13 protein-coding genes and 1 tRNA gene are annotated in these 13,697 nt (G+C 65.7%); 4 read left to right on the forward strand and 10 right to left on the reverse strand.

What is annotated here, in order from left to right; genetic code table 11:
- Positions 1-101 precede the first annotated feature (101 nt).
- The 4 genes from larC to ACZ45C_RS09510 form a co-directional block, all read right to left on the reverse strand.
- On the reverse strand, positions 102-1,451 hold the full coding sequence (larC, locus tag ACZ45C_RS09495) for a nickel pincer cofactor biosynthesis protein LarC (protein ID WP_460558803.1): 1,350 nt from the start codon (positions 1,449-1,451) through the stop codon (positions 102-104).
- A gap of 347 nt (positions 1,452-1,798) precedes the next feature.
- A tRNA-Leu gene (locus tag ACZ45C_RS09500) sits at positions 1,799-1,883 on the reverse strand.
- Between the two features lie 91 nt (positions 1,884-1,974).
- Entirely contained in the window at positions 1,975-2,358 is a 384-nt protein-coding gene (locus tag ACZ45C_RS09505; protein WP_460558805.1) for a ferredoxin, read from the reverse strand.
- A 140-nt stretch (positions 2,359-2,498) separates the two neighbouring features.
- Complete coding sequence (locus ACZ45C_RS09510) at positions 2,499-2,957, reverse strand: DUF5796 family protein (protein WP_460558807.1); 459 nt, start codon at positions 2,955-2,957, stop codon at positions 2,499-2,501.
- Between the two features lie 142 nt (positions 2,958-3,099).
- On the opposite strand from ACZ45C_RS09510, the gene ACZ45C_RS09515 reads away from it, so the two are divergent.
- Together ACZ45C_RS09515 and ACZ45C_RS09520 are read left to right on the forward strand one after the other, a co-directional pair.
- The gene (locus ACZ45C_RS09515) at positions 3,100-3,993 is read left to right on the forward strand and encodes a shikimate kinase (protein ID WP_460558810.1); all 894 of its coding nucleotides are present in this window, start codon (positions 3,100-3,102) and stop codon (positions 3,991-3,993) included.
- An 8-nt stretch (positions 3,994-4,001) separates the two neighbouring features.
- Entirely contained in the window at positions 4,002-4,304 is a 303-nt protein-coding gene (locus ACZ45C_RS09520) for a chorismate mutase (protein ID WP_460558812.1), read from the forward strand.
- A gap of 127 nt (positions 4,305-4,431) precedes the next feature.
- Here ACZ45C_RS09520 and ACZ45C_RS09525 read toward each other — a convergent pair whose 3' ends face one another.
- Complete coding sequence (locus ACZ45C_RS09525) at positions 4,432-5,424, reverse strand: transposase (RefSeq protein WP_460558814.1); 993 nt, start codon at positions 5,422-5,424, stop codon at positions 4,432-4,434.
- A gap of 160 nt (positions 5,425-5,584) precedes the next feature.
- Here ACZ45C_RS09525 and ACZ45C_RS09530 point away from each other — a divergent pair, with 160 nt between their 5' ends.
- Positions 5,585-6,124: a DUF7342 family protein gene (locus ACZ45C_RS09530; RefSeq protein WP_460558816.1), complete on the forward strand. Its 540-nt coding sequence runs from the start codon at positions 5,585-5,587 to the stop codon at positions 6,122-6,124.
- Between the two features lie 34 nt (positions 6,125-6,158).
- On the opposite strand, the gene ACZ45C_RS09535 is transcribed toward ACZ45C_RS09530, so the two are convergent.
- Positions 6,159-7,400 (reverse strand): RNA-guided endonuclease InsQ/TnpB family protein, encoded by a 1,242-nt coding sequence (locus ACZ45C_RS09535; protein WP_460558818.1) that lies wholly within the window; start codon positions 7,398-7,400, stop codon positions 6,159-6,161.
- A 333-nt stretch (positions 7,401-7,733) separates the two neighbouring features.
- Positions 7,734-9,572 (reverse strand): S9 family peptidase, encoded by a 1,839-nt coding sequence (locus ACZ45C_RS09540; protein ID WP_460558820.1) that lies wholly within the window; start codon positions 9,570-9,572, stop codon positions 7,734-7,736.
- Positions 9,573-9,679: 107 nt separating this feature from the next.
- Here ACZ45C_RS09540 and ACZ45C_RS09545 point away from each other — a divergent pair, with 107 nt between their 5' ends.
- A complete protein-coding gene (locus ACZ45C_RS09545; RefSeq protein WP_460558821.1) occupies positions 9,680-10,729 on the forward strand; it encodes a glycosyltransferase in 1,050 nt (349 codons plus the stop codon).
- A 31-nt stretch (positions 10,730-10,760) separates the two neighbouring features.
- Here the strand turns inward: ACZ45C_RS09545 and ACZ45C_RS09550 are convergent, their stop codons facing one another.
- From ACZ45C_RS09550 to ACZ45C_RS09560, 3 genes are all read right to left on the reverse strand, one after another.
- The gene (locus ACZ45C_RS09550) at positions 10,761-11,399 is read right to left on the reverse strand and encodes a halocyanin domain-containing protein (protein WP_460558823.1); all 639 of its coding nucleotides are present in this window, start codon (positions 11,397-11,399) and stop codon (positions 10,761-10,763) included.
- 123 nt (positions 11,400-11,522) lie between these two features.
- Positions 11,523-12,440 (reverse strand): NAD-dependent epimerase/dehydratase family protein, encoded by a 918-nt coding sequence (locus tag ACZ45C_RS09555; protein ID WP_460558825.1) that lies wholly within the window; start codon positions 12,438-12,440, stop codon positions 11,523-11,525.
- A gap of 62 nt (positions 12,441-12,502) precedes the next feature.
- A complete protein-coding gene (locus ACZ45C_RS09560; RefSeq protein ID WP_460558827.1) occupies positions 12,503-13,690 on the reverse strand; it encodes an XdhC family protein in 1,188 nt (395 codons plus the stop codon).
- Positions 13,691-13,697 lie beyond the last annotated feature (7 nt).

The following is a 13,697-nucleotide window of genomic DNA, read 5'->3' on the forward strand; positions in this document are numbered from 1 at the left end:
GTGAGTTACGTCTCACTGGTCGGGCGGCCGTCATAGGCCTGTCGTCTCGCCGTCGACGGAACCGAACGCACTGGGCGGTCTCGTCCGTGATTCCCGTCGTGTCAGCCGTCGATCGCCGCGCGGACCCGCGCTTCCGCGCGTCGGAGCACGTCTCGAACCGAGAGTCCCGTCGCCTCGGCGACCGCGGCCGCGTCGTCGTACTCGGCGCTGACGTCGTAGACCCCCCCGTCGTCGGTCGACGCGACCTTCACCGACACCTCGTGGTCGGTGCCGTCGACGGTGATCGTCGCCGTTTCGAACGCGCGCTCGGCGATCCACCGGTGGCTCGCTCCCGACTGCCGGACGCCGAGCGTGCCCGTCTCGCGAGCGAGCGCCTCCGCGACCGCCTCGGCGTCGTCCGGGGGACAGATCACCTTCACGAGGTGACCGGGACGCGACTTCTTCATCGTCGTCGGAACGACCGTCACGTCCCTCGCACCGGCCCGCGAGAGCGTCTCGTGGAGCCCGCCGAGCACCTCTGGCGTGGCGTCGTCGAGGTTCGTCTCAAGGACCGCGATATCGTCGCGGACGAGTCCCCCGGCGGTGTCTCGCTCCCCGTCTCCGACGAGGACACGCAACACGTTCGGACGACCCGGGAACGTCACGTCGCCCGCGCCGTATCCGGTGGCGTCGACGGCGAGGGTCGGGACCGAGCCCACGCCCTCGGCGACCGCACCGAGGATCGCCGCGCCCGTGGGCGTCAGCAGTTCGGCGTCGACCGGACCGCCGCGGATCGCGAACCCGGCTCGCTCCGCGATCTCCGCCGTCGCCGGCGCCGGGATCGGATAGGCGCCGTGGGCCATCGTCACCTCGCCGCTTCCGACGGCGACCGGCGTGGTGAGGACGCGGTCCGGATCGAGGTCGTCGAGGAGGAGGGCCGCCCCGACGACGTCCGCGATCGCGTCGTCCGCGCCGACCTCGTGGAAGTGCGTCTCGTCGAGGGGCGTTCCGTGAATCGACGCCTCGGCGCGGCCGAGCAGCTCGAAGGCGTCGAGCGCGAGCGACTCGACCGGCTCGGGTAGCTCCATCGACTCGACGAGCGCGCCGACCTCGGCGTAGCTCCGGGTGACGCCAGCGCCTTCGGCGTGATCGTGACTGTGCTCGCGGTCGTGAGTGTGCTCGTGCTCGCGGTCGTGAGTGTGCTCGTGCTCGCGGTCCTGTCCGTGGCTGTGTCCGCGGGTCCCGCCGTCGCCGTCGTCCGACGGTTCGGTTCCGTCTCCCTCGCGGTCGAGGAGCACGTCGACGGCGGTCGCGCGTATGCCGTTTCTCGTCGTCTCGCTCACCTCGTATCGGACCGGTAGCCGCTCGGACACGGGCTCCAGCACGGCCGGGTCAGCGCCGGCCGCTATCAGCGCGGCGCAGATCATGTCGCCGGCGGCACCGGTTCGGCCGTCGAAGACGAGCGTTCGCATGACCTACCGGACGCGATCGGCGGACAAATACCTCCGGATTCGCCCTACCGAGACTCGTCTCGTCGCTATCCGATCACACACCGAGCCGCAGCGCTCGCGAAGTGCTCGCCGCAGGTATGCGGGGGAAGGGATTCGAACCTCACTCACTCCGCTCGCTTCGCTCGCTCCGTTCCCTGATTCGAAACCTTCCTCGTTCCGATTACTGTCGCTCACGTATTGTTCGCGACAGCAATGCGGGGGAAGGGATTCGAACCTCACTCACTCCGCTCGCTTCGCTCGCTCCGTTCCCTGATTCGAAACCTTCCTCGTTCCGATTACTGTCGCTCACGTATTGTTCGCGACAGCAATGCGGGGGAAGGGATTCGAACCCTCGAACCTCTACAGGAGCGGATCTTAAGTCCGCCGCTTTTGGCCAGGCTCAGCCACCCCCGCGCAGGTCCGGGTTCAAGCGGCGGGGTCAAACCCCTTTCGAATGCCGAGACGAGACGCCGGCTCCGCGGCCGGGCGCTGACCGACCCGCGGCCTACCAGTCGACCGAGAGCGTTCCGTCGCCGTGCGGGTCCGGCGCGATTTCCTCGTCCGTGCGCCGGTCGACGACGTGGATCACGCCCTGGTCTTTTTTCGCCGGACACACCTCCGCGGCGCGGATATTCTCATCGAGTTCGTCCTCACCGATATAGTACGATCGCGGCTTGCCCATCCCGCTCTGGATGTCCATCACCCAATTGTCCGCGACCTCCGCGCACTTGCCCGCCCCGAAGCACTTGTTGGCCTCGAAGACGATCTTATACGGCTTCTCGTCGACTGGCGGCCCCTCGCCGCCGATGTCGCTCGCTCGGACGATCTCGTCGCGGTCGGTTCCGTCATTCGCGTCGGTGTCCGCCGCCGTCTCGTCGGCGTCGCTCATACGTCCCGTCGACGCCGACGCGACTTTCGTCTGTCGATCGTTCTCACCGTCTGCGGTGGCTCCGTCGGTCACCGCGACGCCCGAAGTTCACGAGACGCTTTTCGGACTTCGAAAACCCCGAAAACTCGGAAAATCCCGAATCACCGATGCGCGTCGATCCCGTCGTCCGGCCCTTCGACGATCTCGTAGCTCCCCTCCGTCCAGCCGTCTTCGACGAAGACGAACACGCGTCCGCCGGCGATCTCGGGGTCGGCGATCACTTCGTTTCGCTGCCCCGTTCGACCGACGATGACGCCGGGGAATACCTCGTCGCGTTCGCCCTCCTCGACGATGACGCGGCCGACGCCCGAGTCCTCCAGTATCTCGTCGTCCGTGTTGTAGTCGTTGACGTACGTCATCACGCCCTCGGTCTCCGTCGGATCGGTGACGAGGACGTGCGTCTCCTTGCCGGGGCCGGCCGTCACGGAGCCCTCGACGGCGTCCGGAACGCCACGGTAGAGGGTCGTCCGCCCGTCGAGGTACTCGACGACGACGCCCTCCTCCCGGAGGTCGATCCCGATCGACGTCGGCGGAACGTCGCTTCGCGAAGGCGCTGACATACGGACCGGTCCGAGCGCACGCCTCAAAAGCGACCCGGGACGCGCCGGCTAGGGACGGGAGTACAACGCCACCGCGAAACGGAGCCGTGAGAGACTCGCCGTTATCGCTACCTCTTTGTTCGCGCTCGCGAGCCGTGAGTGCATGGAGGGACGGGCAGCGGCGCTCGGAGCCGGCACCGTGTTGAACGCGCTCGCGACCGGCACCGGCGCGGCCTTCGGCATCGACGTCGAGACGCGCGCGACGGTCGCGCTCGACTCCGACAGCGACGCCGTCGACGGGATGATCGCCGAGGACGCCGACGCCGACACCGAGCTGATCGAGCGCTGCGTCGCCCTCGCGGTCGACCGCTGGGGCGACAGCGAGGGGGGCACCGTCCGAACCGACAGCGACGTCCCGCTCGCGGCCGGGCTCAAAAGCTCCAGCGCGGCCGCCAACGCGACCGTGCTCGCGACCTGTGACGCGCTCGGGCTGACGATCGGCGACGACCCGGACGATCCGTCGGTCGACGTCACGCGCCTCGAGGCCTGTCGGCTCGGCGTCCGGGCGGCCCGCGAGGCCGGCGTTACGGTCACGGGCGCGTTCGACGACGCCGCCGCCTCGATGCTCGGCGGTATCGCTGTCACCGACAACGGAAGCGACGAACTCCGGTCCCGCGACCCCGTCGATTGGGACGTGCTCGTGTGGACCCCGCCCGAACGCGCGTACACCGCCGACGCCGACGTCGGACGGTGCGAGGCGATCGCGCCGATGGCCGACCTCGTCGCCGACCTCGCGCTCGACGGACGATACGCCGAGGCGATGACGGTCAACGGGCTCGCCTTCTCGGCCGCGCTCGGGTTCGACGCCGACCCCGCGGTCGAGGCCATGCCGCACGCCTCCGGCGTGTCGCTGTCGGGGACCGGACCGAGCGTCGTCGCCGTCGCGGACCCGACTGATCCCGACGCCGACCTCGACGCGGTCGCCGACGCGTGGGGCGACCGCCCCGGAACGCTGCGACGAACGACAACGAGAAACGACGGCGCGGCCGTCGAGTGACCCTACCAATGAGTGACACACCGAACTCCGAGGACCGAAGCCTCGACGAACTGCGACACGAGATCGAGGACATCGACCGAGAGATCGTCGAACTGATCGCCCGCCGGACGTACGTCGCCGACACCGTGGCGGCAGTGAAAGCGGAGCGCGATCTCCCGACAACCGACGAGGGCCAAGAAGAGCGCGTGATGGAGCGCGCCGGCGACAACGCCGAGCGCTTCGACGTCGACGCCAACCTCGTGAAGGCCATCTTCCGGCTGCTGATCGAACTGAACAAGGTAGAGCAAAGACATAATAGGAAAACCGACTGACCGTGGCCGAATTGGCGATTCTCAGAACAGGTGTTTATATTCTGTTTAAGTAGTAATCAGAAAAATCAGCAGACTGCGCGGACCAACTAGATACCAGGTTTTAGTAGAGGGTGTCATAGAACTCTTCTCACACCTTGATGATCGTGCTTCCTGGATTGTCTCCGCGTTCGTAGTTGGTAATTGCGACGACGAGGCGAAGGCACAGAGCAAGGAACACCTGCGCTCGTGCGTGGACGCGGCCTCGGGCGAACGCACGCCCGAGGCCGCAGTCCTTCACTGATTCGTTGGTTCGTTCGACTCCAGTACGGCGGTTGTACGTCTCATCCAACGTGGACTGCTTCAGCTGAACGTCCTCGCTGTGTTGTTCGATCCGGTCTTCGACCCTGTACTTGATATCTTTCGGTTCGTCGGTGTTTCGCGCGTTGTACGGAGCGACTGGCACGACCCCTGCGGCCAGCAGGTGGTCGTGCCAGTCGAGCGTGTCGTAGGCGCTGTCACCGACCATCCACACCGGTGTATCGACGGCGAGCGCGTCACGCGTGACGCGCATCGCCGTCTCCTCTGGCGCTTGCTTACTCTCTGTGAACTCCGCTGCGATCGGGATCTTTTGCCCGGTCGAGACGATCGTGCAACCGTAGCCGTAGTAGTACTCGTCGTCGGTTGGATCGTAGCACTTCGACGCGTCTTGATCGGCGGGCATCGCCCTCACGTCGGTTGAATCAATGCAGTAGGTCACATCGAGCAGGCCGCGCCGGGCGGCCTGCTCGACGAGTCGGTTGAAGACCTCGTCGACGACGTGTTCGAGGTCGGTGAGAAAGCGATCGACCGCGTCTCTCGACGGCGGTCGATCGAAGCCACAGCTCAGCCAGACGACCGTATTCTGAAGCTCCCGCTCAACAGGACGAATCCCGTAGATATCACGGTAATAGCAGTGGAGGAAGCCACGCATCAACTCTGGTGGTTCATGCTCTCGTGTTCGCCCCGTCTGCGCCGGGGCGAACACGTCGAACTCGGCGAGAAACTCGAAGGAGAGATGCTCAAACAACGCTAACGTCTCGGTCTCCGCGACATTGAAGAACGTCTCTACCGAAGGATCATCTTGCAGGGTCGCTGAGTCCATACCACCTCAGCATTCACCCTGCTCTTTGGTGTGGTAACCGTTCTATGACACCCTCTTTAGTATTGAAATCTGCTACTTTGTATCACCGAGACTCGACTGCCCTCACATATTCAAGTAGAACAAAATTATTTGTGTCTCTTGTGCGTAGAGCAAACAAGAAATGGGCGAACCAAATGAAGAGGCGTGGAAAGAGGAGTATAGCGGGCGTGAAAGAGTCCGTGTAGTTGTCGAGACACTCGGCGAGCCGGAGACAGTTACTGCCATTGCAGACAGAGCGGATGTCGCGTGGGCGACCGCCGACAGCGAACTAGAGAACCTCATGGCAGAGAACAAAGCGGAAGAACATACGGTCGACGGTCAGACGAAATACGCGCCAAACCCGGTTCAGATACTCATCGAGGAAGTGCTTGACCTCATCAGCGAGAATTCTCGCGATGAACTCGAATCGGCCCTCGTTGAGCACACCGCTCAGGTTGAATCACTACGAGAGGAATACGAGGTCGAGACTCTTTCCGAACTGCGCAACAAGCTAGTTGAAGAAGACCTCTCTACAGAGGAAATGCGTACCATTCGGAATGCTGCCTCAACGTGGGAGACTCTGGAGACAGAAATTCGTCTCTCGAAACACGCACTTCAACTCTACACAGACGTAACCCAGCTCTCTGATTCCGATGGGGACGAAGGACTCGCGATTGCCTAGTCTCGAATGATATTTCTCGGTGAACTACCCTACCCTACTCGCTCACGGCTGACGCCGTTCGCTTCTTGAGGGTAGGGCTTCCTGCTTCCACGACGCGCTTTGCAGATACCGAGGTATCCACAGGGAGCGCAGTCTCCACAGGCGTTCCTTCGGAGTGTCCCACTCCTACGTCTTCGAGGCCGCGAGAAAGAATGTTCCACGCCGCGTTGGCATCCCTGTCCGCCTCGAACCCACAGGCGGGACAGGAGTGTTCACGGACCCACAACGGCTTCTCCGTCGAGACGCCGCAGGACGCACACTCCTTGGTCGTCCCTCTCGGGTTGACCGCCACGAAGTGCGTCCCTTCTCGCTCACACTTGTGTTCGAGCAACGACAGGAACGTTCGCCACGCCGCCGACGCCGTGTTGCGACTGTTCGACGGCGATTCCATCATCCCCTTCACGTTCAGGTTTTCGACCGCCACGAGGTCGTACTCCCGCGCGTAGTAGTTCGAGAGTTTGTGGAGGAAGTCGCGGCGCTTCCGTCGGAGGTCGGCGTGACACTCCGCGACTTGACGCCGTTGCTTCTCGTAGTTGTTCGACCCGTGCTGTTTGCGCGAGAGCTTCCGTTGCTCGCGCTCCAAGCGGTCGCGTTCGTCTGAGAGGTCGAGCGACCCGACAGCCGTGCCGTCGGTGTCGTGGGCGTACTTGAGAATCCCCACGTCGATACCGACGCACGTCTCGGGGTTCTCAGGCGGTTCGGGTGGTTCACGATCCATTTCGACGCCGAAGGTGGCGAACCACTCGCCCGTCGGTTCCTTCTTGACCGTGACCTGCTTGCGCTTCGCGTCGTCGGGAATGGCGCGGTGGAGCCGAATCGGTATGTCTCCGAGTTTCGAGAGTGACAGCACAGTCTGACCGCCCTTCTTGTCGAGCTTGAAGCCAGACTGACTGTACGTGAAACTGCGGAACTCCCGTGGCGGCTTCCACTTGAGTTGACCGACGCCGTAGCCGTTCTCCTTGAGTTTGGAGAGGCCTTTGAGGTTGTCGAACAGGCGTTCCACGACGGTTTGGAGAACTTTCGAGTACACGTCGGAGAGGTCGTCCCACCACTCCTTGAGGTCGGGGAGTTCCGACCGCAAGGTTGTCATGGACGGCAGTTCGCCGTGTTCGTCTTGGTACTCGTTGAGACGGTAGAGCGTGTGGTTGTATAGTTGCCTACAGATGTCTCGGTGGCGGTCCAACTCCTCTCGATGGGCGTCGGACGGCTTGAGACGGTACTTGTAGGCGTAGTACATCTGTTACTCGCGTTCCTCAATGAGTTCGTTCAGGCGATAACGTGGGATAGCGGAACGGCTACTGGCGTGGATTGGTAGGAAAAACACGCTAATGAGACTCTACTGAACAAGATCGAACAGCGGGAGATAGAGCAACGAGAACGTCGCGAGAGTTCTCTCGGACCGAGGGTATTCGGTCGCGTCGCCGACCTGCTCCGTACGAGCATCTGGGATGGACTCTCGATCGTACTGCGATGCTCGATAGGGCCCGTGCGGACCCGAATACAGAGCGCGACCGAATGCTCTCGAAGGGGATTCCGCGACAGCATATCGCGTCCGTCCACGCCCTACCATCTACACGTGTTCGTCGAGGAACTCGACGATCGCGCGGTACGCCTCGATGCGGTTCTCTAACTTCGAGAAGCCGTGTCCCTCGTCGTCGAAGATCAGCTTCCGGACTGGAACGCCCCGCTCGCGCGCCTCCTCGACGATCTGTTCGGCCTCGTCGACGGGGACTCGCGGATCGTTCGCACCGTGGAGGACACAGAGCGGCGACGCGATGCGATCGACGTTGTTGATCGGCGAGATAGATTCGAGGAACTCCCGGTCGGTCTCCAGCGAGCCGTACTCGGCCTCGCGAAGCGAGCGCCGCCAGTCGCCGGTGTTTTCGAGGAACGTCACGAAGTTCGCGATGCCGACGACGTCGACGCCAGCGGCCCACAGATCGGGATACTCCGTCAGCGACGCAAGCACCATGAACCCGCCGTAGGAGCCGCCCATGGCGACGACGCGGTCGGGGTCGATCTCGGGGTGGTCGTGGAGCCACTCGACGCCGGCTCGAACGTCTTTCACCGAGTCCATCCGCTTTTCGACGTCGTCGAGGGCGGCGTAGGCCTTTCCGTACCCGGAGGAACCGCGGACGTTCGGCTCGAAGACCGCGTATCCGCTGTTCAACAGGTACTGCGTGACCGACGAAAAGGACGGCCGGCGCTGCGACTCCGGCCCGCCGTGGATGTCGACGACGACTGGGTACCCGCCCTCGGGCGGCTCGGTCTCGGGCACCGAGAGGAACGCGGGGACGTCCCTCGCATCGAAGGTGGGGTAGTGAACCAGTTCGCGCTCGACGAACGTGTCCGGCGGGATACCCGCGGTCGCGGCCGCGGTCCACCGCTCCGACTCGCCCGTCGCCGTCTCGACGACGTGGACGTTCGCGTTGTGCGTGCTCCCAGTCGCGGTGACCGCGAACCGGTCGCCGTCCGGCCCGAAGCTCACGCCGCCGGCGACTCCGTCGGGAAGGTCGGGCGCGGGCAGTTCATCGATCCGGTCCGGAGCGCTCAACTCGCCGACCGTCAGTTCCGTGTACCCGTCGACGTTGCGCGAGTAGACCACTCGCCGGGACTCCTCGTGGAGCGCGACGCCGTCAACGTTCCACTCCCCGCCGTCGGCGACGACTGCGAACTCGCCGCTCGCGAGGTCGAGCCGCTCCAGACGAAGCGTGTCGCTGTCGCGGTCGGTGACGAGGTAGAGCGCGTCGCCGTCGGGTCCCCACTCGGGGCTCCCGTAGCGGACGTCGCCCTCGTGTGGCGTGTGGTGGGTCAACTCGCCGCTCTCGATGTCGAGGGTGTACACGTCGTGGTCGAAGGAGGCGTGCGCCTCGTGGACGATCAGGCGGTCGTCGCTCGGCGACCACCCGGCAACCGAGAGCCAGCCATCGCCCTCGTACACCAGTTCCGCATCGGCCGCGTCGCTCGCGTCTCCCGTCGAACCCTCGATCGAGTCTCCCGCGCGATCCTGCACGTACACGTCGAAGACGGACTCGTCGCGGCGGTTCGAGGCGAACGCGAACCGGTCTCCCTCACCGTCCCAGCCGCCCCAGCGGTGTTTCGCCTCCGGACGGTCGGTGAGATCGACGATCTCGCCCGACTCGTAGTTGAGGAGGTACAGCTGCGTGCGCTCGTTTCCGCCCTCGTCCATACCGAAGACGGCCTCGGCGCGCTCGGGAGAGGTGTCGACGAACGAGACGGACTCCTCGAAGAAGGTGCGCTGTGTGGGCCACGAAAGCGGCCCTTCGATCGACCACACCTGACCGGTTCCCGTCGTGTTCAGGAGAAAGGAGAGGCGGCCGTCCGGACCCAAGTCGGCCCCGCCGGCGGTGCGCACGTTGAGGTATCGCTCGATGTCGTACCGGTGCATGGCAACCAGTTCCGCACGCGGTGTGAAACCGTTTCGGGTGGTCGCGCGCTCCGGCGAGACGCGTCGATGCCGTGTCTTTTTATTCGCCGCCACCGTGCGGTCGGCGTATGCGCGTCGCGTTCGTCTCGCTTTTCGCTCCCGGCCACGGTGACACCCCCGCCCGGAGCCGAACGCGGCGAGTGGCCCGCGGGCTCGTCGACCGCGGTCACGAGGTGACGTGGCTCTGCGCCCGATGGTGGGGCGGGGACCACGACGTCTTCGAAGAGGACGGAATCGCGTACCGGTCGGTCACCGCCGACCCCGCTCCGTCGGCGTTCGCGGCGCGGCTCCCGGTCGTGCTCCGACGAGTCGCCCCCGACGTGGTCCACGCGGTCAACAGCCCGCCGACGCCGGGAATCGGTGCGACGGTCGCCGGGACGCTTGCGCGGACTCCGGTCGTCGTCGACTGGTGGCACGATCACCCCGCGGACGCCGCGCGACGGTACCGCTTGCTCGCGCGGAGCGCCGACCTCGTGACGACCCCCTCGCGGACGGTCAAGACGCAGGTGCGCGAACACGGTGCCGACGGCGACGACGTGCGGGTCGTCCCGGAGAGCATCGACTTCGACCTCGTCGAAGACACCCCCGTCGACGACCGGTTCGACGCGGTGTACTCGCGCCGGCTCGACCGTCACGCCAACGTCGAGACGTTCCTGCTCGGGCTCGCCGAGCTTCGCGGCCGCGACTGGACCGCCGCGGTCGTGGGCGACGGCCCCGAGCGCGCTCGGATCGAGTCGATGGCGAGCGACCTCCGGATCGACGACCGAGTGTCGTTCCTCGGCGACCTGCCGCTCCGCGACCGCGTCTCTCTGTTCAAGGGGACGCACGTCGTCGTCGCGACGGCGACGTGGGAGACGTTCGCGACGGAGCTGCTGTGGGCGCTCGCGTGCGGTTGCGTCGCGCTCGTCGAGTACCAGGCGGACTCCAGCGCACACGAACTGGTCGAGGGACGCGCGCGCGGACGACTGGTCACGACGCCGGCGGAACTCGCCGATGAGTTCGTGGCCGTCGCCGACCTCGATAGGAAGACGATCGAACGCGATTTCGCGGAGTACGACCACGACGCGGTTCTGGACCGGTACGTCGAGGCGTATCGGTCGCTCGTGACGATCGACTGAGTTGTGACGACCGACTGAATTGTGACGGACGCTACGCGTCTTCGGCGGTGATCGTTCCGCCGTATTTCATGAAGACGAACGCGAGCCCGAGCGTGCTCACCATCGCGATGAACGTCGCGATCCCGAGCGCGCGCGCGCCTTGCGGAACGAACACGGCGTTGCTGCCACCGCCACCGCCAGTCTCCACGGTGGCGATGTCCTCGCCGACGGCGATCCCGCCGTGCATGCCGACGGACGTGTGGGGGACGCAGTGGTAGTGAGTGATGCCCACGTCGTCTTCGCTCGTTTCGTACTCGTAGGTATCGCCCTCCGAATCGACCGGGTCGCCGCTATCGAGGCTCGCCGGACCGCCGTCATCGACCGTCTGAACGTTGTGTCCACCGCCGTTACCCGTCCACTCCCACGTGATCGTCGTGCCCGCGTCGACCCACACGAGAGCCGGGTCGAACGCGAGTCCCTGATCGCCCGCGCCGACAGAGATCGTCACCGAGTCCTGCCCGCGAGCGTCCTGGTAGGAGCCGCCGTTCCCGCTCGATGCCCCGCTCGGCCAGTCGGGTTCGACCTCCTGTGCCGCCGCAGTTCCCGAGGTCGCCGTCGCCGCGCCAGCGGCCGCGGCCGCGCCGCCGGCGGTCCGGATGAACGTGCGCCGCGAGACGTCGTCCGTGCTCATACCTCCCGGTTCGTGACGGGTTGTAGTGAATATGTTGATCCGACTGCGAGAGATCCACACCACCGCGCTGCGTCGATCCCACACCACCGCGCCGCGTCGATCACGACGTGCCAGGTCGACCGGTCACTCCTCGCGGTACGGCTCACACACCAGCTCGACGCCCTCCACGAAGTCGATCTCGGGCTCCCAGCCGGTGGCCTCGTGGAACGCCGAGTAGTCGGCCATGGTGTCGTGGACGTAGCCGTCGAAGGGACATTCGATGTACACCGGATCGATGTCGGTGCCGAGCGCGTCGTTGATCATGGTTACCATCTCGTTGAACGTGTACGCCTCCTCGGTGCCCACGTTGTAGACGCCGGTCAGCTCGTGGTCGGCGGCGAGTTCGCAGGCGCGGGCGACATCCGAGACGTGGGTGAAATCCCGCGTTTGGCTGCCGTCGCCGAACAGCTCGGGGGCCTCATCGGAGGCGATCGCGTCCGCGAACTGCGCGATCGTGTTCGCGTACTCGCCCTTGTGTCCCTCGTTGCCGCCGAAGCCCTGATACACGGAGAAGAAACGGAGCCCGGCCATGTTCATGTCGTGGTGGTTGGCGTAGTACTCGGCGTAGCGCTCGCGGGAGAGCTTGGAGGCCTCATAAGCCGTGTGGGCCTCCACATCCATCTCGACCGGTGAGGGCTCGGTGCGGCTCCCGTAGATAGAGGAGGTGGACGCGTAGACGACCGTGTCACACCCTGCCTCGCGGGCGCGCTCGACGGTGTTGATGAATCCCTCGACGTTGACGCGGCAGCCGCGCTGGGGATCCTCTTCGTGCATGTTCCGCGAGGAGAGCGCGGCGAGGTGAAAGACCGCGTCGACGTCGACGGGGTAGTCGTCGTCGAGCACCGAGGCCTCGACGAACTCCACGTCGTCCGCGAGGTTCTCCGGCGTTCCGAGGTAGGTGTCGTCGACCGCGATCACGTCGTTGTCCGCGGCGAGGCGGTTCGCGAGGTTCGAACCGATGAAGCCCGCACCGCCCGTCACGAGGACGCGCTTGTTCTGCATGGTCCCGCGTCGTCAAGCCAAGAGGATTACCGTGTCGGTTTCGGCATCGTCCGCACCCCTCGCTACGGCGACGACGGGGCGTCCGCGTCGACGCGGTCGTGGATGGCCCCGTCGCGCCGGCGCAGGTGTCCCGGGGTCCGGTCGTTGCACACGGCGAGCGCCTCGGCGACGATGCTGTGTGCGATCTGATACGGCGAGCCGCCGCCCAGATCGATCCCCACGGGCGTGTACAGCGATTCGAGCTCTGCCTCCGTGAACGTCGTCCCCTCGTCGTCGAACGCCTCCAACATCTCGTCGAACCGCTCGTGGGGACCCATCAGTCCGACGTACGGTGCCGGCGACCGGAGCAGCGTCTCGACGGCGAGGCGGTCGTCGACGAAGTTGTGAGTCATCACGACCGCGTGCGTTCGCTCGTCGATATCGAGGACCTCGTCGACCGTCCCCGGAGACGTGGTGACGGTTCGGTGAGCCTCGGGGAACCGTTCGTCGAGATCGACCGCCCCGCGGAAGCCGACGACGGTGACCCGGAAGTCGGTTCGTTCGGCTAGTTCCACGACCGGCCCGACGTCGTGGCCCGTGCCGAAGACGACCAAGTCGGCGGGGGCGGCGATGCCGTCGACGAACGCCGTGAGCGTCGCGCCGTCGCTTCCTTCGACGGTCACGACATCGGCGGAGCCGCGTCCCGCGAGGTCCGCGGCCGGGTCCGCCAGCGCCTCAGTCGGCCAGTTCGCCGCCGCCGAGCCGTCGGGAAGCCGCAGGCGATCCTGGCCGGGATGGTAGTACGCGCGGTCGCCGAGCTGACGCGGTGCGTCCGGCGTCTCGCCGTCGCCGCCGTCGGCGGAGAGGACGGTGAGCACGGCGACGTCGCGACCGTCGTCGAACGCCTCGACCGCCGGTCGGTACGTCTCGTTGAGGGGTTCGAGCAGGATGTCGATGACACCGTTGCAGCCGACGCCGAGCCCCCAGACGTCGTCGGCGTCGTCGCCCATCAGGTCGTAGGTCACTCGGTCCGGTCGGCCGGTCTCCCGGACCGACCCCGCGGCCGCGAGCAGGTCATCCTCGATACAGCCCGCCGTGATCGAGCCGACTCCGCCCGCCTCGTCGAGGAGCATCTTCGCGCCCGGACGGCGGTAGGCGCTGCCCTCGACGTCGACGACCGTCGCGAGGACGTCGGTGCCGTCGCCGTCGAGGCGGTCCTGAACGCGCTGTGCGACTTCGGTCTCCGGAACGCTCCAGTTGCTTTCTGACATGTCAGAC

The sequence above is a fragment of the Halorubrum pallidum genome (genome assembly GCF_055380345.1).

Excerpts from the sequence above, each read along its gene's own strand:
- larC (WP_460558803.1), bottom strand. The coding sequence starts at position 1,451 with ATGCGAACGCTCGTCTTCGACGGCCGAACCGGTGCCGCCGGCGACATG.
- ACZ45C_RS09505 (WP_460558805.1), bottom strand. The coding sequence starts at position 2,358 with ATGAGCGACGCCGACGAGACGGCGGCGGACACCGACGCGAATGACGGA.
- ACZ45C_RS09510 (WP_460558807.1), bottom strand. The coding sequence starts at position 2,957 with ATGTCAGCGCCTTCGCGAAGCGACGTTCCGCCGACGTCGATCGGGATC.
- ACZ45C_RS09515 (WP_460558810.1), top strand. The coding sequence starts at position 3,100 with ATGGAGGGACGGGCAGCGGCGCTCGGAGCCGGCACCGTGTTGAACGCG.
- ACZ45C_RS09520 (WP_460558812.1), top strand. The coding sequence starts at position 4,002 with ATGAGTGACACACCGAACTCCGAGGACCGAAGCCTCGACGAACTGCGA.
- ACZ45C_RS09525 (WP_460558814.1), bottom strand. The coding sequence starts at position 5,424 with ATGGACTCAGCGACCCTGCAAGATGATCCTTCGGTAGAGACGTTCTTC.
- ACZ45C_RS09530 (WP_460558816.1), top strand. The coding sequence starts at position 5,585 with ATGGGCGAACCAAATGAAGAGGCGTGGAAAGAGGAGTATAGCGGGCGT.
- ACZ45C_RS09535 (WP_460558818.1), bottom strand. The coding sequence starts at position 7,400 with ATGTACTACGCCTACAAGTACCGTCTCAAGCCGTCCGACGCCCATCGA.
- ACZ45C_RS09540 (WP_460558820.1), bottom strand. The coding sequence starts at position 9,572 with ATGCACCGGTACGACATCGAGCGATACCTCAACGTGCGCACCGCCGGC.
- ACZ45C_RS09545 (WP_460558821.1), top strand. The coding sequence starts at position 9,680 with ATGCGCGTCGCGTTCGTCTCGCTTTTCGCTCCCGGCCACGGTGACACC.
- ACZ45C_RS09550 (WP_460558823.1), bottom strand. The coding sequence starts at position 11,399 with ATGAGCACGGACGACGTCTCGCGGCGCACGTTCATCCGGACCGCCGGC.
- ACZ45C_RS09555 (WP_460558825.1), bottom strand. The coding sequence starts at position 12,440 with ATGCAGAACAAGCGCGTCCTCGTGACGGGCGGTGCGGGCTTCATCGGT.
- ACZ45C_RS09560 (WP_460558827.1), bottom strand. The coding sequence starts at position 13,690 with ATGTCAGAAAGCAACTGGAGCGTTCCGGAGACCGAAGTCGCACAGCGC.